24 protein-coding genes are annotated in these 24,832 nt (G+C 64.7%); 5 read left to right on the top strand and 19 right to left on the bottom strand.

The window, feature by feature from the left end; translation table 11 throughout:
• Window positions 1–17: 17 nt before the first annotated feature.
• The 8 genes from accD to asd form a co-directional block, all read right to left on the bottom strand.
• Entirely contained in the window at window positions 18–890 is an 873-nt protein-coding gene (accD, locus tag FAZ69_RS00120) for an acetyl-CoA carboxylase, carboxyltransferase subunit beta (RefSeq protein ID WP_136891936.1), read from the bottom strand.
• Window positions 891–1,025: 135 nt separating this feature from the next.
• Entirely contained in the window at window positions 1,026–1,841 is an 816-nt protein-coding gene (gene trpA, locus FAZ69_RS00115; RefSeq protein ID WP_136891935.1) for a tryptophan synthase subunit alpha, read from the bottom strand.
• A 44-nt stretch (window positions 1,842–1,885) separates the two neighbouring features.
• Window positions 1,886–2,734 carry a DNA-methyltransferase gene (locus FAZ69_RS00110; RefSeq protein ID WP_136892462.1) on the bottom strand — a complete coding sequence of 283 codons (849 nt, stop codon included), beginning with the start codon at window positions 2,732–2,734 and terminating at the stop codon, window positions 1,886–1,888.
• Between the two features lie 146 nt (window positions 2,735–2,880).
• Window positions 2,881–4,074: a tryptophan synthase subunit beta gene (trpB, locus tag FAZ69_RS00105; RefSeq protein ID WP_136891934.1), complete on the bottom strand. Its 1,194-nt coding sequence runs from the start codon at window positions 4,072–4,074 to the stop codon at window positions 2,881–2,883.
• Between the two features lie 65 nt (window positions 4,075–4,139).
• Window positions 4,140–4,853: a phosphoribosylanthranilate isomerase gene (locus FAZ69_RS00100; protein WP_240702041.1), complete on the bottom strand. Its 714-nt coding sequence runs from the start codon at window positions 4,851–4,853 to the stop codon at window positions 4,140–4,142.
• On the bottom strand, window positions 4,829–5,638 hold the full coding sequence (gene truA, locus FAZ69_RS00095) for a tRNA pseudouridine(38-40) synthase TruA (RefSeq protein WP_136891933.1): 810 nt from the start codon (window positions 5,636–5,638) through the stop codon (window positions 4,829–4,831). Before truA ends, FAZ69_RS00100 begins: the two co-directional genes overlap by 25 nt.
• Before the next feature lie 11 nt (window positions 5,639–5,649).
• Window positions 5,650–8,205 carry a FimV/HubP family polar landmark protein gene (locus FAZ69_RS00090; protein WP_136891932.1) on the bottom strand — a complete coding sequence of 852 codons (2,556 nt, stop codon included), beginning with the start codon at window positions 8,203–8,205 and terminating at the stop codon, window positions 5,650–5,652.
• Between the two features lie 181 nt (window positions 8,206–8,386).
• Complete coding sequence (asd, locus tag FAZ69_RS00085) at window positions 8,387–9,508, bottom strand: aspartate-semialdehyde dehydrogenase (RefSeq protein ID WP_136891931.1); 1,122 nt, start codon at window positions 9,506–9,508, stop codon at window positions 8,387–8,389.
• Between asd and FAZ69_RS00080 the strand changes: the two genes are divergently transcribed.
• Entirely contained in the window at window positions 9,507–9,770 is a 264-nt protein-coding gene (locus tag FAZ69_RS00080; RefSeq protein WP_136891930.1) for a hypothetical protein, read from the top strand. The genes asd and FAZ69_RS00080 overlap by 2 nt on opposite strands.
• Before the next feature lie 130 nt (window positions 9,771–9,900).
• On the opposite strand, the gene leuB is transcribed toward FAZ69_RS00080, so the two are convergent.
• The 11 genes from leuB to FAZ69_RS00025 all read right to left on the bottom strand — a co-directional run bounded on the left by leuB (window position 9,901) and on the right by FAZ69_RS00025 (window position 20,955).
• Entirely contained in the window at window positions 9,901–10,968 is a 1,068-nt protein-coding gene (leuB, locus tag FAZ69_RS00075; protein ID WP_136891929.1) for a 3-isopropylmalate dehydrogenase, read from the bottom strand.
• Between the two features lie 34 nt (window positions 10,969–11,002).
• Window positions 11,003–11,653: a 3-isopropylmalate dehydratase small subunit gene (leuD, locus tag FAZ69_RS00070; protein ID WP_136891928.1), complete on the bottom strand. Its 651-nt coding sequence runs from the start codon at window positions 11,651–11,653 to the stop codon at window positions 11,003–11,005.
• Between the two features lie 26 nt (window positions 11,654–11,679).
• Window positions 11,680–13,089: a 3-isopropylmalate dehydratase large subunit gene (leuC, locus tag FAZ69_RS00065; RefSeq protein WP_136891927.1), complete on the bottom strand. Its 1,410-nt coding sequence runs from the start codon at window positions 13,087–13,089 to the stop codon at window positions 11,680–11,682.
• Between the two features lie 262 nt (window positions 13,090–13,351).
• Window positions 13,352–14,686 carry an argininosuccinate synthase gene (argG, locus tag FAZ69_RS00060; RefSeq protein ID WP_136891926.1) on the bottom strand — a complete coding sequence of 445 codons (1,335 nt, stop codon included), beginning with the start codon at window positions 14,684–14,686 and terminating at the stop codon, window positions 13,352–13,354.
• Between the two features lie 311 nt (window positions 14,687–14,997).
• Window positions 14,998–16,299 (bottom strand): citrate synthase, encoded by a 1,302-nt coding sequence (gltA, locus tag FAZ69_RS00055; protein WP_136891925.1) that lies wholly within the window; start codon window positions 16,297–16,299, stop codon window positions 14,998–15,000.
• A gap of 71 nt (window positions 16,300–16,370) precedes the next feature.
• Window positions 16,371–16,643, bottom strand: a complete 273-nt coding sequence (locus FAZ69_RS00050; protein ID WP_136891924.1) for an FAD assembly factor SdhE — start codon at window positions 16,641–16,643, stop codon at window positions 16,371–16,373.
• Window position 16,644: 1 nt separating this feature from the next.
• Window positions 16,645–17,349: a succinate dehydrogenase iron-sulfur subunit gene (locus FAZ69_RS00045; protein ID WP_136891923.1), complete on the bottom strand. Its 705-nt coding sequence runs from the start codon at window positions 17,347–17,349 to the stop codon at window positions 16,645–16,647.
• A gap of 87 nt (window positions 17,350–17,436) precedes the next feature.
• Window positions 17,437–19,212, bottom strand: coding sequence for a succinate dehydrogenase flavoprotein subunit (sdhA, locus tag FAZ69_RS00040; RefSeq protein ID WP_136891922.1), 1,776 nt, complete (start codon window positions 19,210–19,212; stop codon window positions 17,437–17,439).
• 4 nt (window positions 19,213–19,216) lie between these two features.
• Entirely contained in the window at window positions 19,217–19,585 is a 369-nt protein-coding gene (sdhD, locus tag FAZ69_RS00035; RefSeq protein WP_136891921.1) for a succinate dehydrogenase, hydrophobic membrane anchor protein, read from the bottom strand.
• A gap of 3 nt (window positions 19,586–19,588) precedes the next feature.
• The gene (gene sdhC, locus FAZ69_RS00030; RefSeq protein WP_136891920.1) at window positions 19,589–20,005 is read right to left on the bottom strand and encodes a succinate dehydrogenase, cytochrome b556 subunit; all 417 of its coding nucleotides are present in this window, start codon (window positions 20,003–20,005) and stop codon (window positions 19,589–19,591) included.
• 146 nt (window positions 20,006–20,151) lie between these two features.
• The gene (locus FAZ69_RS00025) at window positions 20,152–20,955 is read right to left on the bottom strand and encodes a GntR family transcriptional regulator (protein WP_136891919.1); all 804 of its coding nucleotides are present in this window, start codon (window positions 20,953–20,955) and stop codon (window positions 20,152–20,154) included.
• Between the two features lie 453 nt (window positions 20,956–21,408).
• Between FAZ69_RS00025 and FAZ69_RS00020 the strand changes: the two genes are divergently transcribed.
• The 4 genes from FAZ69_RS00020 to FAZ69_RS00005 all read left to right on the top strand — a co-directional run.
• Window positions 21,409–22,392, top strand: a complete 984-nt coding sequence (locus FAZ69_RS00020; protein ID WP_136891918.1) for a malate dehydrogenase — start codon at window positions 21,409–21,411, stop codon at window positions 22,390–22,392.
• A 255-nt stretch (window positions 22,393–22,647) separates the two neighbouring features.
• Window positions 22,648–23,664 carry an HpcH/HpaI aldolase/citrate lyase family protein gene (locus tag FAZ69_RS00015; protein WP_136891917.1) on the top strand — a complete coding sequence of 339 codons (1,017 nt, stop codon included), beginning with the start codon at window positions 22,648–22,650 and terminating at the stop codon, window positions 23,662–23,664.
• Window positions 23,661–24,548: a methylisocitrate lyase gene (gene prpB, locus FAZ69_RS00010; protein WP_136891916.1), complete on the top strand. Its 888-nt coding sequence runs from the start codon at window positions 23,661–23,663 to the stop codon at window positions 24,546–24,548. The genes FAZ69_RS00015 and prpB overlap by 4 nt, the downstream gene beginning before the upstream one ends.
• Before the next feature lie 24 nt (window positions 24,549–24,572).
• Window positions 24,573–24,832: citrate/2-methylcitrate synthase (locus FAZ69_RS00005; RefSeq protein WP_304571674.1), on the top strand; the 260-nt coding region annotated here is incomplete at its 3' end.

Raw genomic sequence — 24,832 nt, 5'->3', positions numbered from 1 at the left:
CGATAACGCTATCGCTCTCAAGCCACTGCGTCGGCAGGCTGCCGCGTCAACAGCGCGATCAACTGCGCAATCTCCTCGCGCAGCTTGCGGCGATCGACGATCATGTCGATCGCGCCCTTTTGCAGCAGGAACTCGGCGCGCTGGAAGCCTTCCGGCAGCTTCTCGCGCACGGTCTGCTCGATCACGCGCGGGCCGGCGAAGCCGATCAGCGCCTTCGGCTCGGCGATCACGACGTCGCCCAGGAACGCGAAGCTCGCCGACACGCCGCCCATCGTCGGATCGGTCAGCACGGAGATGAACGGCAGCTTCGCGTCCGCCAGCTTGGTGAGCATCGAAGTCGTCTTCGCCATCTGCATCAGCGACAGCAGGCTCTCCTGCATGCGCGCGCCGCCCGAAGCGGTGAAGCAGATGAACGGCACCTGCTGCTCGAGCGCGTTCTGCGCACCGCGCACGAAGCGTTCGCCGACCACCGAGCCCATCGAGCCGCCCATGAACGCGAACTCGAAGCATGCGACGACGACCGGCAGCGTGTGAATCGCGCCGCCCATCACGACCATCGCGTCGGTCTCGCCGGTATCCTCCATCGCTTCCTTGATGCGATCGGGATACTTGCGGCTGTCCTTGAACTTGAGCGCGTCGACCGGCACGATCTCCTGGCCGATCTCATAGCGGCCTTCGGCGTCGAGCAGGCTGTCGAGACGCTCGCGCGCGCCGATGCGCATGTGGTGGCTGCACTTGGGGCAGACGTGCAGATTAGCCTCGACGTCGTTGCGGTACAGCACCGCTTCGCACGACGGGCACTTGACCCACAGGCCTTCGGGAATCCCCTTGCGGCTCTTCGGATCGGTCTGCTTGATTTTCGGCGGCAACAGTTTGTCGAGCCAGCTCATCGTGTGTCCTTATAGAGGTTCGGCGCCCGCAACATGCTGCGATGCTCCGGTTTCCGCACCGCGCGAGGCGGGCAACTGCGAAAACCGGCGGACGCCCGAACCGGATGAAGGTGGATATCGCGCTGAATACCGTGATTAAGCGGCAGTTGCGCCGATGCTGTCCAGCGCGCGCCGGATTTCGGCGATGAACTGGGTCAGCTTCTCTGCGGCAGCCTCGGGCGCCGTGTCTTCGAGCAACTGCACGATACGACTGCCGATCACGACGGCATCGGAGACTTCGGCCACGGCGCGCGCCGTCTGGGCGTCGCGGATGCCGAAGCCGACGCCCACCGGCAGGGGTACGCGCGACTTGATGGCCGGGATTTTACTCGCGATATCGGAAACGTCCAGATTTGCGGCGCCGGTCACGCCCTTTAGCGACACATAGTAGACGTACCCGCTTGCGATCTTGCCGACCTGGGCGATGCGCTCCTCGGTCGAGGTCGGCGCCAGCAAAAATATCGGATCGATGCCGGCAGATCGCATCTGTTCAGCGAAGTTGACCGACTCTTCCGGCGGATAATCGACAACCAGCACGCCATCGACACCCGCTTCCTTGGCCGCTGCGGCGAACGCTTCGGCGCCCATCCGCTCGATCGGGTTCGCATAGCCCATCAGCACGACAGGCGTCTTGTCGTCGCGCTCGCGGAAGCGCTTCACATCGGCGAGCACTTGGCGCAGCGAGACGCCGCGCGCGAGGGCCCGCTCCGACGAGCGCTGGATCACTGGGCCGTCGGCCATCGGGTCGGAGAACGGCACGCCCAATTCGATCACGTCCGCGCCGCCGGCGGCGAGCGCGTGCATGAAGTCGACGGTCTTCGCTGGGTCCGGGTCGCCCGCGGTGATGAACGGGATCAGCCCTTTCTTACCCTGTGCGGCGAGCGCCGCGAGTGTGTTTTGAATACGGGACATGGAATTTTCTCTGGAATCGTTAGCTGATGCACGAACCGGCGGGCCTAGCCCGCAACGGGCGCAGCGGACGCTTCGAGCCGTCCGGAGACGGCGCTGACGCGCTCGCGCGCTATCGCGCAGTAACTTTCGTTGATCTCATAGCCGACGAACTCGCGCGCATGACGCGCGCAGGCGACTGCCGTGGTGCCGCTGCCCATGAACGGATCGAGTACTCGACCGCCCGGCGGACAGCTCGCGAGCACCATGCGCTCGACGATTTCCAAAGGTTTTTGCGTCGGATGATCGACGCGCTCCGCATGCTGACGATGCAGGCGCGAGACCGACCAGACATCCTTCGGATTGTAGCCAAGCTCCAGCCACTTGCTGCCTTCGAACAGCTTGCGCGAGCGGGCCTTCTTGGTGGCGGCGTCGTACGGGATGCGGACCGGGTCGAGATCGAAGTAGTAATCCTTCGATACCGCGAAATAGCCGATGTTGTCGTGCACCGACGTGAAGCGGCGCGTCGTGCCGCCCATGCTCGGCACGCGCCGGTCCCAGATGATCTCGTTGACCATCGTGAGCTTCGTCTTCAGGAACGAGAAGATTTCAGGCGCGTATTGCCAGGTGCAGAAGATATAGAGCGAGCCGGAAGGCTTCAGCTTCGGGACCGCCACGTCGAGCCAGCCGCGCGTCCACGCGAGGAAGGCTTCGCCCGTGAGCATGTCCGAATCGTTGCCGTAGTCCTTGCCGAGCCCGTATGGCGGATCGGAGACGATCAGGTCAATCGACGCGTCCGGCACGCTTGCCGCATCGGTCAGGAAATCGCGGTTGCGAATGTCGATGCCGCGCGGAAGCTCAGGCAAATCGGGCGACGCCGCCGTTGCAACTGGCGGCGCGGTCTCCTCGGTCTCCATGGCGGGGACCGCGTCCGGGGCCTGTGATTGCAGCCTCGGCTCTGACTGTGCCTTCGCTTTCGCCGGCGGCCGCTCGGCCGCCCCGGCAGCGGCGGCCGGCTGCGGCTCGTCGAATTCGTCGAACAGGTCGCGCATCGCCGCGGCGCTCAGAACTGGATGCCCGATCGCTCGGCGACCGTGTGCATGTCCTTGTCGCCGCGCCCCGAGAGGTTGACGAGCAAGTGCTTGTCACGGCCAAGCGTCGGGGCCAGCTTCGCCGCGTACGCCAACGCATGGCTCGACTCGAGCGCCGGAATGATGCCTTCGATCCGGCAGCAGTCGTGGAACGCCTTCAGCGCCTCGTCGTCGGTGATCGTCACGTACTGGGCGCGCCCGCTGTCCTTGAGCCACGCGTGCTCGGGGCCGACGCCCGGATAGTCGAGGCCCGCCGACACCGAATGGGTCTCGATGATCTGGCCATTCTCGTCCTGCATCAGGTACGTGCGGTTGCCGTGCAGCACACCGGGGCTGCCTGCGGTCAGCGAGGCGGCGTGGCGGCCGGTCTCGATGCCGTCGCCGGCCGCTTCGACGCCGATCAGCTTGACCGACGCGTCGTCGATATACGGATAGAAGATGCCCATCGCATTGGAGCCGCCGCCGACGCAGGCGATCACCGCGTCGGGCTGGCGGCCGGTCAGCTCGGGCATCTGCACCTTGCATTCGTCGCCGATCACACGCTGGAAGTCGCGCACCATCATCGGATACGGGTGCGGCCCGGCCACCGTGCCGATGATGTAGAAGGTGTTCTCGACGTTCGTGACCCAGTCGCGCATCGCTTCGTTGAGCGCGTCCTTCAGCGTGCGCGAACCGGACTCGACCGGCACCACTGTCGCGCCGAGCAGCTTCATCCGGTAGACGTTCGCGGCTTGGCGGCGCACGTCTTCGGCGCCCATGTAGACGACGCATTCCATCCCGAAGCGCGCGGCGATCGTGGCGGTGGCGACGCCGTGCTGGCCCGCGCCCGTCTCGGCGATGACGCGCGGCTTGCGCATGCGCTTGGCGAGCAGGGCCTGGCCGATCACGTTGTTCACTTTGTGCGCGCCGGTATGGTTCAGGTCCTCGCGCTTGAGGAACACCTGCGCGCCGCCGAGCAGCTCGCTCCAACGCTGCGCGTGATAGATCGGCGACGGACGGCCGACAAAATACTTCAACTCGCGCTGATATTCGGCGACGAAGTCGGGATCTTTCTGGAACTTCTCGTAGGCAGCACGCAGCTCGTCGAGTGCGTGCACCAGCGTTTCGGCAACGAACGTGCCGCCATAGGGGCCGAAATGGCCGCGTTGATCGGGTAAGTTGTACATGTTGTCACTCTTGGCAGAGGGCGGCGTGGCGAATTTTTCGAACCCTTCGAGCCGCGCCGCTTTGATCATCCGGCGTCCGCTTCGCGCACTGCGCATACGAACGCCGCCATCCGGGCGTGATCCTTCACGCCCTTGGCGCCCGGCGCTTCGATGCCACTCGAGACATCGACCGCGAACGGACGCACGCGATGGATCGCATCACCGACGTTTTGCGCGTTCAAGCCACCACTCAAAACGGCCCGATGCCCGAGATCTGCTGGAATAAGTGACCAATCGAAAGTCTTCCCGCCGCCGCCGTAGCCCTCGACGTGCGCGTCGAGCAGGAGGCCGCTAGCTGCTGAATAGTTAAGTGCCGATTCTACCAAATCGGCCTGCCGAGTATCCGCTGCGATCCGTATCGCGCGCAACCATGGCAAACCCGCGAGATTGGCGAGCTTCTCACACTCTTTTGCTGTCTCGTCGCCGTGAAATTGCAGCATCGTGAGCGGCACGTTGCTCGTGACCTCGCTCAACCAATCAGACGCCGGATTCACGAACAGGCCCACCACCGAGACGAACGGCGGGATGTCGTGCGTCAACTCGAGCGCTTCGGCCACGCCGATCGCGCGCGGACTCGGCGGATAGAACACGAGGCCGATCGCGTCGGCGCCCAGCTCGATCGCATAGGCGACGTCTTCCTGGCGGGACAGGCCGCACAGTTTGATCCGGGTGCGGTGTGGCACAACTGCGGCAGACTGCCGGAGCGTGGTTTCGTTCATGGTGCCGGCCGGTCGTTCCATATGTCGCTCCATGGCGCGCTGCCGAGATGGGTAGGCGGGACAGCGAATGCCTCAGGATAGCCGACATGGGCGAGATAGAGCCCTTCCGGCATGAACGTCGGCGCGGCGAAGTTGCGGTCGCGGCTTGCGAGCACCTCGACGAGCCAGGACGCGGGATAGCGTCCGCGCCCGACCGCGACGAGGCTGCCCATCAGGTTGCGCACCATGTGGTGCAGGAACGCATTCGCGCGAAAGCGGAAATGGATCAGGTCGCCCTGGGGGCGGATGTCGACCTGGTACAGGTGCTTGACGGGCGTCTTCGCCTGGCATTCCGACGAGCGAAACGCCGAGAAGTCGTGCTCGCCGATCAGGCACTCCGCCGCGGCGCGCATCGCGTCGACGTCGAGCGGCGTGTGGATCCAGCCCGCCCGGCCCGTGAGCATCGGCGAGCGCACCGGGTTCACGTAGAGCGCGTAGAAGTAGGTCCGCTCGAATGCGGAGAAGCGCGCGTGAAACGTCTCCGGCATCACCTTCGCCCACTGCACGGCGACCGTCTCCGGCAAGAACGCGTTCGTCCCGCGCACCCACGAGAACTCCTCGCGGTCGAGCTCCGTATCGAAATGGACGACCTGGCCGAGCCCGTGCACGCCGGTGTCGGTGCGGCCGGCCACGACCGTTTGCAAAGGCATCCGCGCGAACTCGCGCAGCGCCCGCTCGAGCACGTCCTGCACCGTCTTGCCGTGCGGCTGCGACTGCCAGCCGCAAAACGCCGTGCCGTCGTACTGGATGCCGAGAGCGATACGCATCGAACCCGGCATCAGGACAGCGGCGCGAGCGTCGACAGGAGCGCACGGGCGTCGTTGCGCGTCGCGGCGTCGTTCGACTCGATCACTTCGTTGATCAGCGTGCGCGCGCCAGCCAGGTCGCCGAGCTCGATGTATTCGGCCGCGAGATCGAGCTTGTTGCGGGCGATCCGCGCGAGCTCTTCCGGCGTGAAGGTCGGCAACGGCGGCATTGAGGCAGGCAGGTCCAGATCGAAGCTGAGGTTCATCGAGCCGAAGCGCGCCGCGCCGAGTCCGGCCACTGCGGCGGGACCGGCAATGCCAGCTTCGATCGCTTCGGCGGCCCGCGGCGCTTCTGGCGCGAACGGAGGCACGGCCTGCTGCTCGGTGATCTCGGGCGCGACGACGGGTTGGGTCGCCAACGAAACCGGGGACGGCGCTGCCATCTCGCCGGGCTCATCGAAACGCGGAGGCAGCGACAAGTCGAGGCTGTTGAGCGCGGAAATCGCGTCCGGCGGGAGCGGCGGCGGCTCGAGCAGCTCGTCGCTGGAATCCGACGCCCCGGCACCATCGAGCGGCCACAACGGCTCGGCCAACGGCGAGGCCGAGGTGTTCCGGTTCGCATCGCCGAACGTGGGCGCGACGGGCGGCGGGAGCAGGTCCGCGTCATCGTCGTGTGACGCCGCGGACGGCTCGGCATGCTGAGGCTCGGCGTCGGGCCACGCCAGATCGGGCGCAGGCGGCGCGGTGTCGCCGTCGCGCTTGGCCGCCTCGACACGTGCCGCAATCGCTTCGAGACGCTCCGCGATCGCGTTGGCGCGCTTCGCTTGGGAATCGGCATCGGCGATTTGCGGCGCGGCTTCTTCGATGTGCGACTCGGCCTGCTCGGCCACAGGCGTGCCTGCCGTGTCGCGCTCTGCGTTCGACGCCGGCTCCTCGGCCTGCGGCGCAGCCTGTTCCTCCCGAGAAACAAGATCGGCAGCGCTCGGCGAAGCCTCGCCGAGCGTCACGCCGGGCGAAAGCGGCTCGATCTGCGCATGTTCCGCGCTCGCATCGGATGCCCGCTCGCCAGCCGACGCATCGAGCGAAGCCCCCGCGCCGCCGCTCGGCTCGAGCGGTGCAGGTCCTGCGCTCGGACCAGCCGCGGGATCGGCATACAGCGGGTTGTGCGGATCGAGCTGACGCCCCAACGACGCCACGTGTTTCCAATTCGGGCCACGTCCGCCCGACAGTTGCCAGACGCGCTTTGCAATATCGTCGAAACGGACGATGTCGCGCGCCTCCGCGTAAATGCCGGCCAGGCCCATCAGCGCGCTCTTGCTGTTCGGGCTTTGTTCGAGCGTCGCGAGAAATTCGGCCTCGGCGGACTCCGTCGACACGTCGGCAGAGGCGTCACGGCCTTGCTGCGAAATGGCGACATCCGCGCTGCCGTCCTCGGCTGTGTGTTTCGCCTCGTCGGCCTCGGGCTTATCGCCCTCAATCGCCCCCCCTTCTTCCGACGCCACGCGCGCACGCCGTTCGACGCTTTCTGCAGACGCAGCCGCCTCAGCCGCGCGCTTGCGGCCGCGCATCACCAGCCAGACGACCAGCGCGAGCAGCGCCGCGACGACCGCCGAGAGCGCACCGATATTGATCTGCCATCCGTTGAAGCTCAGCTCGCCGCCTCCGACCCGCAGCACGGGCGCGGCCGTCGATCCAACGACAGGCGCGGCGTTAGCCGTCGTCGACGGCGCGCTGCTCTGAGTCGTCGTTTGCTGGTCGGTCGCAGCTTGCGCATTGGCAGCCTGTGCGCGATTGCCCGTCGCGGGTTGAGCCGAGCCGAAACCGTGCTGCTGCAGCGCCATCAAGACACGATTCTTCAGCGCAAGCAGTTGCTGAAGACTCGACACATGCGGCTGCGCACCGGATGCGGCCGATGCGGGTACGGCCGATGCCGCCGCAACGGCGGGCGCCGACGCGCCCGAAGCCGCTACCGCACTCGCTGCGGCTTCGACAGGCCCGCTGGCGGCCAATTGCACCGCCCCCTGCCCCGCACTCGCCGCCGATGCCGGCTGCGCGGCGCTGGCCGCATCCGGATGGGATGCCGCAAGCGCAGCCACCGCAGCCGAAGCGCCGGCTGCGCCGCTCGCGGGAACCGCAACGCTCGAAGCTGCCGCCGCCGAAGCCGCCACACCCGCCGCCGCACCGGACGCCGCGACACCCTGCGCCGCACCGGCAACCGCAGTCTCCGACGCCGCCACATTCCCCGACGCATCGAGGGCCGGAACACTCAACACCGCGCCGACTTTCATCCGGCTCGGATCGTTCCCCATGAACGCTTTCGGATTCGCGTCGAACAGCACCTTCGCGGCATGCGCGAGCACGTTCCGGTCGTGCGACTGCGTCACGTCGATCGCGACATCGTTGAGCGACTGGCCCGGCTTGACCGTGTATTGCGTGGCGGAGGACGCCATCGCCTGACTTGCAGCGGCCGGAGCGCTCGCCGCCGCACTTGCCGAGGCAGCGCCGGCATCGACCGAAGCGGCCTGCGCGACGGCCGCCGCGCCAAACAACGCGCACGCCATCGCGATCGCAGTCGTCTTGCCGGACATCAAACGAACGGACGTGCGCACAACATCATGCGAAGTAAATCGTACGATCATTGGTACTTTCGGCGCGGCAAAGCGCGGCCCTGGTTGGCGTTGGGGAGAGGACATGAAGTGCAAATGAAAAAAGCGCCGCGGCAAGCGCGACGCTTTTGGTTTTCTACGCGTCGTGACCGCGTAGTTTACTTTACTTGTCGAGCAGAATGCGCAGCATGCGGCGCAGCGGCTCGGCAGCGCCCCACAGCAGCTGATCGCCGACCGTAAACGCCGACAGATACTCGCCGCCCATCGCGAGCTTGCGCACACGGCCGACCGGCACCGACAGCGTGCCCGTCACCACGGCCGGCGACAGATCGCGCATCGACGCTTCACGCGTATTCGGCACGACCTTCACCCAATCGTTGGCCGAGGCCAGGATGCTGTCGACTTCGTCGAGCGGCACGTCCTTCTTGAGCTTGATGGTCAGCGCCTGCGAGTGGCAGCGCATCGCGCCGATCCGCACGCAGAGGCCGTCGACCGGCACGCAGCCCGGCGTGCCCATCGCCGGCTTGCCGAGGATCTTGTTGGCTTCGGCACCGCCCTTCCATTCTTCTTTCGACATGCCGTTGCCGAGATCCTTGTCGATCCACGGAATCAGCGAGCCTGCGAGCGGCACGCCGAAGTGATCGGTCGGCATGCTGTCGCTGTTCATCGTGGCGAGCACCTTGCGGTCGATATCGAGAATCGCCGACGACGGGTCAGCCAGCTCGCTCTTCACCGCGCCGTGCAGCGCGCCCATCTGGCTCAGCAGCTCGCGCATGTTCTGCGCGCCCGCACCCGATGCGGCCTGGTACGTCATCGCCGTGATCCAGTCGACGAGGTTCTCGCGGAACAGGCCGCCCAGCGCCATCAGCATCAGGCTGACCGTGCAGTTGCCGCCGATGAAGTTCCTCGTGCCCTTGACGAGTGCGTCCTTGATCACGTCCAGGTTCACCGGATCGAGGATGATGACCGCATCATCCTTCATGCGCAGCGACGACGCCGCGTCGATCCAGTAGCCGTTCCAGCCCGCCGCGCGCAGCTTCGGGAACACCTCGTTCGTGTAGTCGCCGCCCTGGCAAGTCATGATGACGTCGCACTTCTTGAGGTCGTCGATGCTTGTCGCGTCTTTGAGCTTGGTCTCGTTCTTGGCGAACGACGGCGCATTGCCGCCCGCGTTGCTGGTGCTGAAAAACACCGGTTCGATCAGGTCGAAATCGCGTTCCTCTTGCATACGCTGCATCAGGACGCTGCCGACCATGCCGCGCCAACCTACGAGACCTACATTCATGACTAACCCTTGGAGTGGACGCTTCCCCGCAACTTTGCCCGGCGTGACCGCGCGGGGAAGACGAGCGGGCACGACGGACGATCAGCGTTTCGTGATCGTTTTACGGGTAATCGATTTAATGACGGTAATGGCGAATGCGCTCGCACGGGCCGTTTTGCCGTGGAAGTTTGCAATCGAAGAGATTTTGGAAATCTGCGCCATCGCGACAATATACACGAAAACCCGCGTTTGGCGGCCTTCGCGAAACGTGACGTTTGCGTAAAGTCACACCCTGTATGGCGTATTTCGCACGAACGGACCGCTTTGTGCAGCGGTCCGTTCGTGGATTGATGCGCAGTCCTGTGTGCCGGAAACTGCGTGTTTCGGACTGCGCATCCCGGTAAAACTTACAGTTACAGCGCAGCGACCACCGCGTCGCCCATCGCCACCGTGCCGACCTGCTTGCCGCCCGGCGTCGCGATGTCGCCGGTGCGGTAGCCCTGCTCCAACACCTTCTTCACCGCGTTTTCGATCCGATCGGCCTGCTCGGCGCGATTCAGCGAGTAGCGCAGCATCATCGCAGCCGAGAGGATCGTCGCGAGCGGGTTCGCGACGCCCTTGCCGGCGATGTCCGGCGCCGAGCCGTGCGACGGCTCGTACAAGCCCTTGTTGTTCGCATCGAGCGACGCCGACGGCAGCATGCCGATCGAGCCCGTCAGCATCGCGGCTTCGTCCGAGAGGATGTCGCCGAACAGGTTGCCCGTCACGATCACGTCGAACGCCTTCGGCGCCTTCACGAGCTGCATCGCGGCGTTGTCGATATACATGTGCGACAGCTCGACATCGGCGTACTCCTTCGAGACGTCGATCACCACATCGCGCCAGAATTGCGACGTCTCGAGCACGTTGGCCTTGTCGACCGAGGTCAGCTTCTTGCCGCGCTTTTGCGCCGCCTGAAACGCGACGTGCGCGATGCGGCGCACTTCGGGCTCCGAATAGCGCATCGTGTCGAAGCCTTCCTTGGCACCCGCGAACACGCCGTCAGGCGACTGGCGCACGCCGCGTGGCTGACCGAAATAGACGTCGCCGTTCAGCTCGCGCACGATCAGGATGTCGAGGCCCGAGACGATCTCCGGCTTCAGCGACGACGCATCCGTCAACTGCGGATAGCAGATCGCCGGACGGAAGTTCGCGAACAGCTGCAGATGCTTGCGCAGGCCGAGAATCGCCTGCTCCGGGCGCAGCGCGCGCTCGAGCGAGTCGTACTTCCAGTCGCCGACGGCGCCGAACAGGATCGCGTCGGCTTCCTTCGCCAGAGCGAGCGTCGAGTCCGGCAGCGGGTGGCCCTTGGCCTCGTAGCCCGCGCCGCCGACGGGCGCCTCTTCCATTTCGAATTTTTCGTCGAGAGCGTTGAGCACCTTGACGGCTTCGTTGACGATTTCCGGGCCGATGCCGTCGCCGGGCAGCAATGCGATCTTCATTCGAGGTTTCCTGTGTGTTTTGGGAGTGGTTGCATCAGCCGACGATGCGGTGATCGAGCCAGGGCTGCTTGGCAAGCCGCTCGGCCTCGAACTTACGGATTTCGTCAGAGTGACGCAGCGTGAGGCCGATATCGTCGAAACCGTTCAGCAGGCAGTATTTGCGGAACGCCGCGACTTCGAACGGATAGGCGGTCCCGTTCGGCAAACGCACGACTTGCGCTTCGAGATCGACGGTCAGCTCGTAGCCGTTGAACGCGTAGGTTTCGTTGAACAGGTGATCGACTTGCTGCTCGGTCAGGACGATCGGCAGCAGACCGTTCTTGAAGCAGTTGTTGTAGAAGATGTCCGCGAAACTCGGCGCGATGAGCGCGCGGAAACCGTACTGCTGAAGCGCCCACGGCGCGTGCTCGCGCGAGCTGCCGCAGCCGAAGTTCTTGCGCGCGAGCAGCACCGATGCGCCTTGATAGCACGGCTGGTTCAGCACGAAGTCCGGGTTCAGCGGACGCTTCGAGTTGTCCTGGCCCGGCTCGCCGTGATCCAGGTAACGCCACTCGTCGAACGCGTTCGGGCCGAAGCCGGTGCGCTTGATCGACTTCAGGAACTGCTTCGGGATGATCGCATCGGTATCGACGTTCTCGCGATCGAGGGGCGCAACGAGGCCCGTGTGCACAACGAATTTATCCATGATCTATCACTCGACTCGTATTGCCATCAACCCAGCTTGCGGATATCGACGAAGTGCCCTTCGATCGCCGCTGCCGCGGCCATCGCGGGGCTCACCAGATGCGTGCGGCCGCCCGCGCCCTGGCGCCCTTCGAAATTGCGGTTCGACGTGGACGCGCAGCGCTCGCCCGGCTCGAGCCGGTCGGCGTTCATCGCGAGGCACATCGAGCAGCCCGGCTCGCGCCATTCGAAACCCGCCTCGGTGAACACCTTGTCGAGCCCTTCGCGCTCGGCCTGCGCCTTCACGAGACCGGAGCCCGGCACGACCATCGCGAGCCGGATGTTCGACGCGACACGGCGGCCCAGCTTCTTCACGACATACGCAGCAGCACGCAAGTCTTCGATGCGCGCGTTCGTGCACGAGCCGATGAAGATCTTGTCCGGCTTGATCGATTCGATCGGCAGGTTCGGTTCGAGCGCCATGTATTGCAGCGCGCGCTCCATCGCGTCGCGCTTGACGGGATCTTTCTCTTTCTCCGGGTCCGGCACGCGGCCATCCACCGACGTCACCATTTCCGGCGACGTGCCCCAGGTCACCTGCGGCACGATCTCGGCGGCATTCAGCTCGACGACGCGATCGAACTGCGCATCGGGATCGGACTTGAACGTCTTCCAGTATTCGACCGCCTGATCCCACTCGACACCGGTCGGCGAGAACGGACGGCCCTTCAGGTATTCGATCGTGGTGTCGTCGACGGAGACCATGCCGGCGCGCGCGCCCGCCTCGATCGCCATGTTGCAGACGGTCATGCGCCCTTCCATCGACAGCGAACGGATGGTCGAGCCGCCGAATTCGATCGCATAGCCCGTGCCGCCCGCGGTGCCGATCTTGCCGATGATCGCGAGCACGATATCTTTCGCGGTGCAGCCGCGCGGCAGTTGGCCCTCGACCCTCACGAGCATGTTCTTGCTCTTCTTTTGCAGCAGCGTTTGCGTGGCCAGCACGTGCTCGACTTCCGACGTGCCGATGCCGTGCGCGAGCGCGCCGAACGCGCCGTGCGTGGAGGTGTGCGAATCGCCGCAGACGATCGTCATGCCCGGCAGCGTCGCACCCTGCTCGGGCCCGATGATGTGAACGATGCCCTGGCGCGTGTCGGTCATCTTGAACTGCGTGATGCCGAAGGAATCGCAGTTCGCATCGAGCGTGTCGACTTGCAGCTTCGAGACCGGATCGGCGATGCCGTGGCTGCGATCGGTGGTCGGCACGTTGTGGTCCGACACCGCGAGGTTCGCGCTGATGCGCCACACCGGACGCTGGTTCAGCTTCAGGCCTTCGAAGGCCTGCGGGCTCGTGACTTCATGCAGCAGATGGCGATCGATGTAGAGCAGGGTCGTGCCGTCTTCTTCAGTGTGGACGACGTGCGAATTCCACAATTTGTCGTAGAGAGTCTGTGCCATGGTATGCGGGGTAGTAATGACATCGGGCAATCCCGGTTCGGTCGATTATGCCACGCACAACACGCCTGCGGCGCACAAAGCTTCGCAGAAAAGTGAATAAAAACAGTGGGTTGGGTGGTAGTCGCGATACCTGGATCGGCATTACCCGGTTATTCGCACGGGCGCTTTCGAGTCGTTTTTCTTTGCGCCGGGGGGTTGGATACGGAGCCTGGCTCCGTATCCAGTTCGATGCTTGATGCAGCTTATTCGGGCCGGCTTGCGCTTACTCGCTGTCGCCCTTGATCTGAGGAAGCGCCGACGCCTCGCCCGGCGTCAGCAAGCCCGCTTGCGTGTAGATGCGCAGCTTGTCGCGCGTATCGGTGATGTCGAGGTTGCGCATCGTCAGTTGCCCGATGCGATCGCGCGGCGAGAAAGTCGATTCGCCCTTCTCCATCGTGAGCCGCTCCGGCTGGTACGTCAGGTTCGGCGAGCTGGTGTTCAGGATCGAATAGTCGTTGCCGCGACGCAGCTCGATCGTCACTTCGCCCGTCACCGCACGCGCCACCCAGCGCTGCGCCGTCTCGCGCAGCATGATCGCCTGCGAGTCGAACCAGCGGCCTTGATACAGCAGGCGGCCGAGCTTGCGGCCGTTCTCGCGGTACTGCTCGATCGTATCTTCGTTGTGAATGCCGGTGACGAGCCGCTCATAGGCGATGTAAAGCAGCGCGAGCCCGGGGGCCTCGTAGATTCCGCGGCTCTTCGCCTCGATGATCCGGTTCTCGATCTGGTCGCTCATGCCGAGGCCGTGGCGGCCGCCGATCCGGTTCGCCTCCAGCAGCAGTTCGACCGGATTGGCGAACTCGACGCCGTTCAGCGCAACCGGATGGCCTTCCTCGAAACGGACCGTGACCTCTTCGGCCTTGACTTGCACGTCATCGCACCAGAATGCGACGCCCATGATCGGCGAGACGATCTTGATGCTGCTGCCGAGGCTTTCGAGGTCCTTGGCTTCGTGCGTCGCGCCGAGCATGTTCGAATCGGTCGAATACGCCTTTTCGACCGACATCTTGTACTCGAAGCCCGAGCGGATCATGAACTCCGACATTTCCTTGCGGCCGCCAAGCTCGTCGATGAACGTCTGATCGAGCCACGGCTTGTAGATCTTCAGGTCCGGGTTGACGAGCAGGCCGTAGCGGTAGAAGCGCTCGATGTCGTTGCCCTTGTACGTGCTGCCGTCGCCCCAGATGTTGACGCCGTCTTCCTTCATCGCCGCGACGAGCATGGTGCCCGTGACCGCACGGCCGATCGGCGTGGTGTTGAAGTAGGTCACGCCGGCCGTGGAAATATGGAATGCGCCGCTTTGCAACGCCGCAATGCCCTCCGCCACCAGTTGTGCGCGGCAGTCGATCAGCCGCGCACCTTCCGCGCCGTACTGGAGCGCGCGACGCGGGATCGAATCGTAGTCGTCCTCGTCCGGCTGCCCCAGATTGGCCGTGTAGGCATACGGGACGGCTCCCTTGAGGCGCATCCAGTGAAGCGCGGCGCTCGTGTCCAGGCCACCGGAGAACGCGATACCGACCTTCTGACCGGCCGGGAGATTCTGAAGAATGGTGCTCATGAGGAAAACCGTTAAATGGAGGTCAAATGGAATTTCACGTCGAAGTATTCAACACGAGCCGGCAGCGAGGCAAGCCTGGACGCATTGGCGGAATCGGGCAGGCTGGACAGGCCCGCTGCTTACGCGCGGCATGGTGCGATCCCTGCATTTTAACCGCCTGGGGAAGCAGTCCCGGTTCCTCCTCGGGCTAACACAAAAAAACACCCCAACGGCGTACGCCATTGGGGTGTTTTCATACGGCTTGCGTGGGCGCCGAGCGGTAGCCCGAGCACACGGTCTCACGCCGCGCGCCCTGCCCGCTCAACCGCGCATCAACGCTGCGCCAGCGGCTTCGCTTCGCGCGGCGTTTCGCCGATGAAGAGCTGACGCGGACGGCCAATCTTCTGCTCGGGTTCCGAGATCATTTCGTTCCACTGCGCGATCCAGCCCACCGTACGCGCCATCGCGAAGATGCAGGTGAACATCGAGGTCGGGATGCCCAGCGCGCGCTGCACGATGCCCGAGTAGAAATCGACGTTCGGATACAGCTTGCGCGACACGAAGTATTCGTCTTCCAGCGCGATCTTCTCGAGCTGCATCGCGAGCTTGAAGAGCGGATCGTCGTGCAGGCCCAGCTCTTCGAGCACTTCGTGGCACGTTTCGCGCATCAGCTTCGCACGCGGATCGTAGTTCTTGTACACGCGGTGACCGAAGCCCATCAGCTTCACGCCCGAATTCTTGTCCTTCACTTGCTTGATGAACTCGGGGATGTTGTCGACCGAGCCGATCTCTTCCAGCATGTTCAGCGCTGCTTCGTTCGCGCCGCCGTGCGCCGGGCCCCACAGACACGCGATGCCGGCCGCGATACACGCGAACGGGTTCGCACCCGACGAACCGGCAAGGCGCACCGTCGAGGTCGACGCGTTCTGCTCGTGGTCCGCGTGCAGGATCAGGATGCGGTCGAGCGCGCGCACCAGCACGTCGTTGACCTTGTACTCCTCGCACGGGTTCGAGAACATCATGTGCATGAAGTTCGCGCTGTACGAGAGGTTGTTGCGCGGATACACGAACGGCTGGCCGATGCTGTATTTGTACGCCATCGCCACCAGCGTCGGCAGCTTCGCGATCATGCGGATCGCCGACACGTCGCGGTGACGCGGGTCGTTGATGTTCAGCGAGTCGTGATAGAACGCCGACAGCGCGCCGACCGCGGCGACCAGAATCGCCATCGGGTGCGCGTCGCGGCGGAAGCCGCGGAAGAAGAACTGCATCTGCTCGTGGACCATCGTGTGCTTCGTGACGGTCTCGACGAATTCCTTCTTCTGCTCGACGTTCGGCAGCTCGCCCTTCAGGAGCAGGTAGCAAGTCTCGAGGAAGTCGGCGTTTTGCGCGAGGTTGTCGATCGGGTAGCCGCGATAGAGCAGCTCGCCCTTGTCGCCGTCGATGTAAGTAATCGCCGAGTTGCACGACGCCGTCGACATGAAGCCCGGGTCATAAGTGAACTTGCCGGTTTGACCATAGAGCTTGCGAATATCGATCACGTCCGGGCCCATCGTGCCCTTGTAGATCGGCAGCTCGACGCTGGGCGAATTGTCGCTGAACGATAGCGTGGCTTTTACTTCTGACGGGGTCATAGCATCCTCAATCGAAGGTTTTATTACGGGTTTTCGATAAATTGCACGCGGCTCCACTGACTACGCAGGGCTCAGGCAGCGCGCAACAGCCCCAGCACTCGGACCACGTCCGGGTCGGCAAGGTCGCCATCCGGTTCCTTGCGCGAGAGAAGCAAGTCCATCAGGTCGTTATCGCTCAGCTCAAGCAGGCGCGTGAGCGCGCCTACGTCGTCGTCGCTGAGGTCATGCTCATATCGGCTGAAGAAACGCTCGAAGATGAGATCGTTTTCCAGCAATCCGCGCCGGGCGCGCCAGCGAAGGCGCGCCCGGCGAAGCGGGTCGGATTGGTGCGAAGTTTCGTCCATCTCAGACCGCGCGGCGCACCATCAATTCCTTGATCTTGCCGATCGCCTTCGTCGGATTGAGGCCCTTCGGGCACACGTCGACGCAGTTCATGATCGTGTGGCAACGGAACAGACGGTACGGGTCTTCCAGGTTGTCGAGACGCTCGCCGGTCGCCTCGTCGCGGCTGTCCGCGATGAAGCGATAGGCTTGCAGCAGGCCGGCGGGACCCACGAACTTATCCGGGTTCCACCAGAAGCTCGGGCACGACGTTGAGCAGCTAGCGCACAGAATACACTCGTACAGGCCATCGAGCTCGTCACGCTCTTCCGGCGACTGCAGGCGTTCTTTCTCGGGCGGCGGCGTATCGTTGATCAAGTACGGCTTGATCGAGTGGTACTGGTTGAAGAACTGCGTGAAGTCGCAGATCAGGTCGCGCACGACGGGCAGGCCCGGCAGTGGACGCAGCACGATCTTCTGCGGCAGGTCGTTCAGGTTCGTCAGGCACGCGAGGCCGTTCTTGCCGTTGATGTTCATCGCGTCCGAACCGCACACGCCTTCGCGGCACGAGCGGCGGAACGACAAGGTTTCGTCGAGCGCCTTCAGCTTCACGAGTGCGTCGAGCAGCATGCGCTCGTGCGAATCGATCTCGATCTCGTACGTCTGCATGCGCGGTGCCGCGTCCTTGTCCGGATCGTAGCGGTAGATTTCAAAAATGCGTTTTGCCATTTCAGAGTCCTTTGATTTGGCTCTCTAGGAAGCGCCGGGCGGCCTCGAAGGTTCGCCGCGGCGTCAAGCAATCAAGTACAGGAGCGCTTAGAACGTACGCGCCTTGGGCGGCACCGATTCGACCGTCAGCGGCTTCATCTGCACCGGCTTGTAGTCGAGGCGGTCGCCCTCGCTGAACCACAGCGTGTGGCGCAGCCAGTTCTCGTCGTCGCGATGCTCGTAGTCGTTGTGCGCGTGGGCGCCGCGGCTTTCCTTGCGGGCCTCGGCCGACACGATCGTCGCGCGCGCCACTTCGATCAGGTTCGCCAGCTCGAGCGCTTCGACGCGCGCGGTGTTGAACACCTTCGACTTGTCCTTCAGGTGCACGTGCGCAACGCGCTCCTTCAGTTCCTGGATCTTCTCGACGCCTTCGGCGAGCAGTTGCGAGTTGCGGAACACGCCGGCGTGCGCCTGCATGTTCTTGCGGATGTCGTTCGCGATCGTTTGCGTGTATTCGCCCGAGCTCGACTGATCGAGCTTTGCGAGGCGCGACAGCGCGAAATCGGCGGCATCGGCCGGCAGCGGCTTGTGCTCCTTGATTTCCTTGACGTGCTTGACGATGTGGTTGCCCGCCGCACGGCCGAACACCACGAGGTCGAGCAGCGAGTTCGTGCCGAGGCGGTTCGCGCCGTGCACCGACACGCACGAGCATTCGCCGACCGCATAGAACCCGTTGACCGGATCGCTGTAACCCTTCGACGTGCCCACGACCTGGCCGTGGATGTTGGTCGGAATGCCGCCCATCTGATAGTGAATGGTCGGCACGACCGGGATCGGCTCTTTGATGCAGTCGACGTTCGCGAACTTCAGCGCGATTTCGCGGATCGACGGCAGACGCTTCATGATCGTCTCGGCGCCGATGTGCGACAGGTCGAGCAGCACGTGATCCTTGTTCGGACCGACGCCGCGGCCTTCCTTGATTTCCTGGTCCATCGAGCGCGAAACGAAGTCGCGCGGCGCCAGGTCCTTCAGCGTCGGCGCGTAGCGCTCCATGAAACGCTCGCCGTCCGAGTTGCGCAGAATGCCGCCCTCGCCGCGCACGCCTTCCGTGATCAGCACGCCCGCGCCGGCCACGCCGGTCGGATGGAACTGCCAGAATTCCATGTCCTGCAGCGCGATGCCCGCACGCGCCGCCATGCCGAGGCCGTCGCCGGTGTTGATGAACGCGTTCGTCGAAGCCGCGAAGATCCGGCCTGCGCCGCCCGTCGCGAACAGCGTGGTCTTGCCTTCGAGGATATAGACGTCGCCCGTTTCCATTTCGAGCGCGGTTACGCCGAGCACGTCGCCGTCCGCGTCGCGGATCAGGTCGAGCGCCATCCATTCGACGAAGAACTGCGTCTTCGCCGCGACGTTCTGCTGGTACAGCGTGTGGAGCAGCGCGTGACCGGTACGGTCAGCCGCCGCGCACGCGCGCTGCACGGGCTTCTCGCCGTAGTTCGCGGTGTGGCCGCCGAACGGGCGCTGGTAGATCGTGCCGTCCGCATTGCGGTCGAACGGCATGCCGAAATGCTCCAGCTCGTAAACCGCGTTCGGCGCTTCACGGCACATGAACTCGATCGCGTCCTGATCGCCGAGCCAGTCGGAGCCCTTGATCGTGTCGTAGAAGTGGTAGTGCCAGTTGTCTTCGCTCATGTTGCCGAGCGACGCGCCGATGCCGCCTTGCGCGGCGACCGTGTGCGAGCGAGTCGGGAACACCTTCGAGAGCACGCAGACCGACAAGCCGGCGCGCGCGAGTTGCAGCGAGGCGCGCATCCCCGAGCCGCCTGCGCCGACGATGACCACGTCGAAGCGGCGACGCGGCAGAGAATTCTTGATTGCAGCCATTCTTTTACACTCTCCAGAGAATCTGCGCAGCGTAGCCCGCACAGGCGAGCAGCCAGACGATCGTCAGCGCCTGCAGCACCAGACGCACCCCCACGGGCTTCACATAGTCCATCCAGATGTCGCGCACGCCGACCCACGCGTGATAGAAGAGCGACAGCAACGTGACGAAGGTCGCGAGCTTCATCCATTGCGTGGCGAAGATCGAGGCCCAGCCGTCATACGAAAACGCTTGTGCGCCGAAGAACCAGGCGAGCAGGATGATCGTGTAGATCGCCATGATCGTGGCGGTGACGCGCTGCGCGAGCCAGTCGCGCAGACCGTAGTGCGCGCCCACGACAAGGCGCTTCGAGCCGATTCGGTTATTGGCTGACATGTTTTAGAAAGCTCCGAACAGTTTGAGCGCGAAGGCGATCGTGAGGATCGAGGACACGACGACGACGACGAGCGAGGTCTGCTTGCCCTTTTCCTTGGTGACGGCGTTGTGATTGGTGTCCATCACGAGGTGACGGATGCCGGCGCAGAAGTGGAACAGGAAGGCCCACGCGAGAACCAGCGTGATGAGCTTGACGACGATGTTGGAGAGGAAGCCCTTGAAGACTTCGAAGCTGAGCTCGGAAGTCAGGCTTTGATCGAAGAGGTAAAGCAGGAACGGAAGGAACACGAAGAGCAACGCGCCGCTTACGCGGTGCAAGATCGACACGCGCCCCGCTAGCGGGAGACGATATGCCGTCAATATCTGACCGATACCGATATTCCGGTACTCCGGCCTCGGTTTTTTTACGGCTTCTGCCATGCTAGACCCCTACTTGTAGTCACACTAATCCGCGATTTTAGCGCCTTTTTATATCGCGGCGCAGCGAAAACCCACGCTGAAGTTTTGCCGAGCTCGCAACAATGACGCCTTGAAACCCGTCCCCACAAAGGCGCGGCGGGCACCACTCAACTCAAGTCGTTCTGATAGTAATACCCGGTTGTGACATACCAACCACGCCGCACCTCGACCGGCCGGTCCCCATAGGTATAGGACACGCGCTCGACCGACAGCAAAGGAAAACCCGCCGGCACCCCGAGCAGGTCGGCCACCGACGGCTCCGCCGCCACCGCTCGGATCTTCTCCGAGGCGCGGATCATGCGCGTGCCGAACTCCGTCTCGAACATCGCGTACAGCGGGCCTTTATACTCGCTCAAGCGCTCGAGCGTGAGACCGCGGAACACGGCGCCCGGCAGCCAGATCTCGTCGAGCACGGTAGTTTCGCTGTCGAATTCCAGGAGGCGCCTGATCAGCACGACGGGGTCGGCCGGCTTCAGGTCGAGCTGGCGCGCGATCTCGGCCGGCGCGCGCAGGCGGCGGCATTCGAGCAGCTTGCTGATGTGGGGATGTTCGGCGCCGTCGTCGGCGAGCAGGCGCAGAAAGCGGAACTGGGCGCGGTCTTCGTTGTGCGTCGCAACAAACGTGCCCTTGCCCTGGCGGCGCACAAGCAGGTTGTCGGCGGCGAGCTCGTCGATGGCCTTGCGCACCGTGCCCTGGCTCACCTTGTAGCGGGCCGCCAGTTCGACTTCGCTCGGGATGATCTCGCCGGGCTTCCACTCGCCCGATTCGAGGCTCTGGGTGATGAGCCCTTTGATCTGCCGGTAGAGCGGGCTGAAGGTCGGCGATGGCGCGCTCGAGCCGTCACCCGCGCCGCCCCCGCCGGAGGCCGCCGTGCCGATCGGATTCGCTGTGCTCGCCGGGTTCGCATTCATCCGCGCATTTCATCACAAACGCCGCTTTCGCGTCCAGATTTTTCCCTGCGATTCATATGTCTTATATAAGACATATGATACTGTTGACTTTGTAGTGCCCCCCTCCTAAACTCCAACGCGAGCCAGGGTTTGCGGGTCGTGCGAAGCGCTTCCCGCCAGCCGCGGAACGCTTGGGCCGCGGCCTTCGCGAAACGCGCGCTGCTGCAGTCGCCGGCGCCCTCGCGCGTCCGGCAGGCGTCGACGATCGCCTTCGAACATCCCCATTCCCCGCTTCGCCGCCCCCTTTGCGGCACCGGTTATCCGGCACGGCGGCATTGGCCGCAGCGCCAAGCCCGGCGCGGTTTCCGGGCCCATCGCGCAGCGCTTTTGCACCGTGCTTCATTCACGCTTCGCGTAACGCGCATAGAATGGCGTTTTCCCTAGCGTCCAACGCATCGTCCTGGAGATTTCTCAATGGCTAAGCCCGCAAAGCGTGTCGCCGTCACCGGCGCCGCAGGTCAAATCGGTTACTCGCTGCTGTTCCGCATCGCCAACGGCGATCTGCTCGGCAAGGACCAGCCGGTCATCCTGCAACTGCTCGACCTGCCGCAAGCGCAGGCCGCCGTGAAAGGCGTCGTGATGGAGCTCGAAGACTGTGCGTTCCCGCTGCTCGCGGGCGTCGTGGTCACCGACGAACCGAAGGTCGCCTTCAAGGATGCCGACGTCGCATTGCTGGTCGGCGCCCGTCCGCGTTCGAAGGGCATGGAGCGCAAGGACCTGCTCTCGGCCAACGCCGAGATCTTCACGGTGCAGGGCAAGGCGCTCAATGAAGCCGCCAGCCGCGACGTGAAGGTGCTGGTGGTCGGCAACCCGGCCAACACCAATGCCTACATCGCGATGAAGTCGGCGCCGGACCTGCCGAAGAAGAACTTCACCGCCATGCTGCGCCTGGACCACAACCGCGCGCTGTCGCAACTGGCCGCCAAGTCGGGCAAGCCGGTCGCGTCGATCGAAAAGCTCGCGGTGTGGGGCAACCACTCGCCGACGATGTACCCCGATTTCCGCTTCGCGAGCGCCGAAGGCGAATCGCTGCTGAAGCTGATCAGCGACGACGAATGGAACCGCAACACCTTCATCCCGACCGTCGGCAAGCGCGGCGCGGCGATCATCGAAGCGCGCGGCCTGTCGTCGGCGGCATCGGCTGCGAACGCCGCGATCGACCACGTGCGTGACTGGGTGCTCGGCACCAACGGCAAGTGGGTCACGATGGGCATCCCGTCGGACGGCTCGTACGGCATCCCCGAAGACATCATCTACGGCGTGCCCGTGACCTGCGAAAACGGCGAATACAAGCGCGTCGAAGGCCTGGAAATCGACGCGTTCTCGCGCGAGAAGATGGACGGCACGCTGGCCGAGCTGCTCGAAGAGCGCGACGGCGTGCAACACCTGCTCGGCTGATCGCCCGATGCGCCGGAGCCCGTTGTCATCGACGGGTTTCCGGCAGTTTTCTGCGAAGGCAGACGCCGAAGGTCCGCGCGAGCGGACCGGCAACGCCGGCCTTCGCACCTGATTCGGACGCGTTTTGCAGCTAATCCCGGTGCAACTACGCCGGCTTTATCGTTAGCCGAGGCTCGCTGCCGGCGACGATCCAACGCGACAGAACCCGTCCGAATCAGGTTTTCTTCCCGACGACCCACGCTCCTGACGCCGAAGATGCGCGCACTCCTCCCTGCCGTTGTGCTGTTTGACGGCGAAGCGCCACCCGCCATCCTGCCCGCCTGCGACCACTACGCGGGCAGCGAGAAATTGATGCTCAAATCGCTCGCGCTGCAGGCGCAGCTTGGGCCCGTGTTCGACGTCACGCTCGATTGCGAGGACGGCGCCGAAGTCGGCCGCGAAGCCGAGCATGCGGAGCTGGTCGCATCGCTCGTCGGCAGCGAGCACGACAAGTTCGGCCGCGTCGGCGTGCGCATCCACGATTTCGACCACCCGCATTGGCGCGACGACGTGCGCCTGATCCTGCGCGGCGCGGTCCGCGCGCCCGCCTACATCACGCTGCCGAAGGTCCGCGACGCCGGCGACGCCGCCGAAATGTGCGCGTTCATCGAGGCCACGCGCCGCGAGCTCGGCATCGCGAAGCCGATTCCCGTCCAGGTGCTGATCGAGACGCACGGCGCGCTTGCGCAGGCGTTCGCGCTCGCCGCGCTGCCGGCCGTCGAGGCGCTTTCGTTCGGGCTGATGGACTTCGTCTCCGCGCACAACGGCGCGATTCCCGATTCGGCGATGCGCTCGCCCGGCCAGTTCGACCACCCGCTCGTGCGCCGCGCGAAGCTGGAGATCGCCGCCGCCTGCCACGCGCACGGCAAGGTGCCGTCGCACAACGTGAGCACCGAGGTGCGCGACATGGGCGTCGTCGCCAACGACGCCGCGCGCGCCCGCAACGAATTCGCCTATACGCGGATGTGGAGCATCCATCCGGCGCAGATTCCCGTGATCGTGGCCGCATTCGCGCCGCGCGATGAGGAGATCGCGACGGCCGCCGAGATCCTGCTCGCCGCCCAGGCGGCGCAATGGGGACCGACGCGCCACGGCGATACCCTCCACGACCGCGCGAGCTACCGGTACTACTGGTCGGTGCTGCGCCGAGCGCGCGCGACCGGCCGGCCGGTGCCGGCGGAAGCCGCGCCGCTGTTCGGCCCGGACGACCTCTCGAAGGAGACCGCACGATGAACTCCCCCTCCGCCGGCGCCGCGTTCCGCGCGGCCGTCGCCGCTGAAAAGCCGCTGCAAGTGGTCGGCGCGATCAACGCGAACCACGCGCTGCTCGCCAGGCACGCCGGGTTCAAGGCGATCTACCTGTCCGGCGGCGGCGTTGCCGCCGGCTCGCTCGGGCTGCCCGATCTCGGCATCTCGACGCTCGACGACGTCCTGACCGACGTGCGACGCATCACCAACGTCTGCGACCTGCCGCTGCTCGTCGACGTCGACACCGGCTTCGGCCCCTCGGCGTTCAACATCGCGCGCACCGTCAAGGAGCTCACCAAGGCAGGCGCGGGCGCAATGCACATCGAGGACCAGGTCGGCGCGAAGCGCTGCGGCCACCGGCCGGGCAAGGCGATCGTCACGCAGGACGAGATGGTCGACCGCATCAAGGCAGCCGTCGACGCGCGCACCGATCCCGACTTCGTCATCATGGCGCGCACCGACGCGCTCGCAGTCGTTGGGCTGCAGGCCGCGATCGACCGCGCCTGCGCCTGCGTCGAAGCGGGCGCGGACATGATCTTCCCCGAAGCGATGACCGAGCTCGGCATGTACCGGCAGTTCGCGCAGGCGGTGAAGGCGCCGATCCTCGCGAACATCACCGAATTCGGCTCGACGCCGCTCTTTACGGTCGACGAGCTGCGCGGCGCGGACGTTTCGCTCGTGCTGTACCCGCTATCCGCATTCCGCGCGATGAACAAGGCAGCCGAAAACGTTTACGGCGCGATTCGCCGCGACGGCACGCAAAAGGCCGTGCTGGACACGATGCAAACGCGCGAGGAGCTCTACCAGAGCATCGGCTACCACGCCTACGAGCAGAAGCTCGACGCGTTGTTCAGCAAGGACAAGGCGTAACGAGGCGCAAGGAGACGGGAACAGATGAGCGAGACGACGCAACCGGCCGGCGCAGCACAAGGCGGCCCCGGCTTCAAGCCGAAGAAATCGGTCGCGCTCTCGGGCGTGACGGCGGGCAACACGGCGCTGTGCACGGTCGGGCGCACCGGCAACGATCTGCACTACCGCGGCTACGACATCCTCGACGTCGCCACCACCTGCGAGTTCGAGGAGATCGCCCACCTGCTCGTGCACGAAAAGCTGCCGACGCAAGCCGAGCTCACCGCCTACAAGACCAAGCTCAA

The sequence above is a fragment of the Trinickia terrae genome, assembly GCF_005144415.1.
Taxonomy (GTDB): Bacteria; Pseudomonadota; Gammaproteobacteria; order Burkholderiales; family Burkholderiaceae; genus Trinickia_A; species Trinickia_A terrae.
This window is presented reverse-complemented; position numbering and strand designations above follow the sequence as displayed.